The organism is Methylibium sp. (genome assembly GCF_013817345.1).
Lineage (GTDB): Bacteria > Pseudomonadota > Gammaproteobacteria > Burkholderiales > Burkholderiaceae_C > Methylibium.
On the sequence record NZ_JACDCW010000188.1, the window covers coordinates 1 to 3318 of the forward strand.

Sequence of the window (3318 nt, forward strand, 5' to 3'; positions counted from 1 at the left end):
GCGGCGCCGAGGGCGAGCAGGGCATGGCGGCGGTTGAGCATGGGCGTCTCCTGTGTGGGGATGTCGGCGGACCAGTGTGCCGCAGCGTGCGCAAAGGTCATTGCAGGCATTCCCGATGTCGCGACGGCGACAGTTCCGGGGCGAAATCCCCGATGCCGGAGCGCCGATCGGGTGACATGCTGTGCGCCTGAACCGAACCGCGAGGCCCTCATGCTGCAACGTCGCTCCCTTCTCCGAGCCCTCGCCGGCAGCGCCGCGCTGGCGGCCGCCCCGAGCCTGCGCGCGCAAGCGGCCTGGCCCACGCAGCCGGTCAAGCTTCTGGTCGCCTTCCCCGCCGGCGGCCCGACCGACCTGACCATGCGCGTGCTGGCCCAGAACGCCGGCAAGCTGCTCGACCAGACCGTCATCGTCGAGAACAAACCCGGCGCCGGCGGCACCCTGCCTGCCCAGCAGCTGCTGCAGACCCGGCCCGACGGACACACCGTGGCGCAGATCCCGCTCGGCGTCTTTCGCCTGCCCTACACGCAGAAGATCAACTGGAACCCGATCACCGACCTGAGCTACATCATCGGCATCACCGGCTACGCCTTCGGCGTGGTCGTGCCGGCCGACTCGCCCTTCAAGACCTGGGCCGACTTCGTTGCCTACGCCAAGGCCAACCCCGGCAAGCTCAGCTACGGCTCGACCGGCGTGCTGACCAGCCCGCACCTCACGATGGAGGAGATCGCGCTCAAGCTGGGTGTCACGCTCAACCACATTCCGTACAAGGGCAGCGCCGACCTCATGCAGGGCATCCTCAGCGGCCAGCTCATGGCCGCGGCCGATTCCACCGGCTTCGCGCCGCACGTGGCCTCCGGCAAGCTGCGCGTGCTCAATACCTGGGGCGAAGAGCGCCTGGCCAAGTTCCCCGACGCGCCCACGCTCAAGGAACTGGGCCTGGGGCTGGTGCAGGCCTCGCCGTACGGCCTGGCCGGCCCGAAGGGCATGGCCCCGGCGCGCGTGCAGCGCCTGCACGACGTCTTCAAGCAGGCCATGGAAATGCCCAACCACGTGGAGGCGCTGGCCAAGTTCGACCAGGCGCTGATGTACATGGGCCCGGCCGCCTATGCAAAGTTCGCCGCCGAAATCTCGGCGCGCGAGAAGGCGGTGATCGATCGCCTGGGCCTGGCCAAGACGTCCTGAGCCGCGCGCGCCAGCGGCGCCGACCGTGCCGCTCGGGTAAAGCCATGTGTCAAAGTGTCGGCTTGAAGAACCTTCCCGACGGCGCGGTAACGCCCGAGATCCTGGGCCTGGCAGCGCGGCTGCAGGCGCGCTACCTGCGGGGCACGCCCTCCTCCGAGGTCTTCGACGCGCTGCTGCCCGATCTGCTCGCGATCACCGGAAGCGACTACGGGTTGATCGGCGAGGTTTGGCGCGACGATCTCGGCGCGCCTTACCTCAAGGTCTTCACGATGACCGATATCTCCTGGAGCGAGGAGAGCCGCGACTTCGTGGCCCGCGAGCGCGAGAACGGCATCGAGTTTCGCCGTCCGGACACCCTGCTCGGCGCGGCACTGGCCACCGGCAAGCCGGTCATTGCCAACGATCCGGCCTTTGATGCGCGCGCCGGCGGCCTGCCGGCCGGCCATCCCGGCCTGAATACGTACCTCGGCGTGCCGCTGTTTCACGGCGGCGAACTGGTCGGCATGATCGGCCTGGCCAACCGCCCCGGCGGCTACGACGTGGCGCAGTTGAGCTCGCTGGAGCCGCTGTTCAAGGCCGTGGGCGCAATCATCGGCGCCGTCATGCTCGAGCGCGAGCGCCGGCAGGCGGAAACGGCGCTTCGGGCGAGCGAGGAGCGCTGGCGCCGCAGCTTCGAGCAGGCTGGCGCGGGCATTGTGCAGACCGGCCCCGACGGTCGGTTTCTCGAAGTCAACGCACGCATGTGCAAGATCACCGGGCGCAGCCGCGACGAGCTGCTGACGCTTACCTACCGGGACATCACCCACCCGGACGATGTGGCGAGCGACGACGCGCTGCTGCGCCGCTTGATCAACGCCGAGGCGAGCATCGAGAACCGCGAGAAGCGCTACCTGCGCCCCGACGGCTCGAGCGTCTGGGTGCAGCTTTCCGCCACGCCGATGCTCGATGCGCAGGGCCGCTTCCTGCACACCGTCACCGTGGTGTTCGACATCGATCAGAAAAAGCGCGCCGAAGCGGCGTTGCACGAACGCGAAGCGCTCTTCACCAAGCTCGCCAACCACGTGCCCGGCATGCTGTGCCAGTTTCATTTCGGGTTGGAAGGTCAGGCCAGCGTGCCCTATTGCAGCGAAGGCGTGCGCGAGCTGTTCGAGCACGAGCCCGAAGCGCTGCACGCCGACGGCCGGCTGATGATCCAGCGCGTCGTCAAGGAGCAGCGCAAGGGCGTCTGGGAAAGCCTCGAAGCTTCACGCCGGACTCTGCACGGCTGGAACACCGAGTTCGAAGTCGATCTGCCGGTGCGTGGCCGGCGCTGGCTCGAAGGCCAGGCCGCTGCCGAGCGACTGCCCGACGGCAGCACCACCTGGCATGGCGTGATCACCGACATCACGGAGCGCAAGCGCTTCGACGCGGCCTTGCTCAACGCGCAAGCCGCCGAGCGCGCCAACGCCGCCAAGACCGAGTTCCTTTCGCGCATGAGCCACGAGCTGCGCACGCCACTCAACGCGGTGCTCGGTTTCTCGCAACTGCTGCTCGGTGACATTCAACAGCCGCTGCACGACGGCCAGCGCGCCCGCGTGGACCACATCCAGCGTGCCGGCCAGCACCTCCTGGCGATGATCGGCGACGTGCTCGACCTCTCGCGCATCGAATCCGGCAACCTGCCGTTGGTGCTGCAGCCCCTGCTGCTGCGCACCTTGATCGAGGAATCGTTCGCGCTGGTCGCGCCGAGTGCACGCGCCAGCGGCGTGGCGCTGCTCTCGCGCGCCGGCGACCCGCCGCTTCACGTGCTTGCCGACCCCATGCGCCTGCGGCAGGTGCTCGTCAATCTGATGAGCAACGCGGTCAAGTACAACCACTCGGGTGGCCGGGTCACGGTGGAAGTCGAGCAGCGCGACACCGACGAGGTGCGCCTCACCGTGAGCGACACCGGCATCGGCCTGTCGGAGGCGCAGCAGGCGCAACTGTTCGAACCCTTCAACCGGCTGGGTGCGGAGCGCAGCGGCATCGAGGGCACCGGCCTGGGCCTGGCCATCACGCGCCGGCTGGTCGAGCTGATGAACGGCTCGATCGCGGTCAACAGCGCGCCGGGCCGGGGTTCGAGCTTCGCCGTCACGCTGCCCCGCAGCGACCCGCGCC

2 protein-coding genes are annotated in these 3318 nt (G+C 68.8%); both read left to right on the forward strand.

What is annotated here, in order from left to right; genetic code table 11:
• Positions 1-213: 213 nt before the first annotated feature.
• Positions 214-1182: a tripartite tricarboxylate transporter substrate binding protein gene (locus H0W40_RS19685; RefSeq protein WP_292449599.1), complete on the forward strand. Its 969-nt coding sequence runs from the start codon at positions 214-216 to the stop codon at positions 1180-1182.
• Positions 1183-1244: 62 nt separating this feature from the next.
• The coding region (locus tag H0W40_RS19690) for an ATP-binding protein (protein WP_292449596.1) at positions 1245-3318 on the forward strand (2074 nt) is incomplete at its 3' end.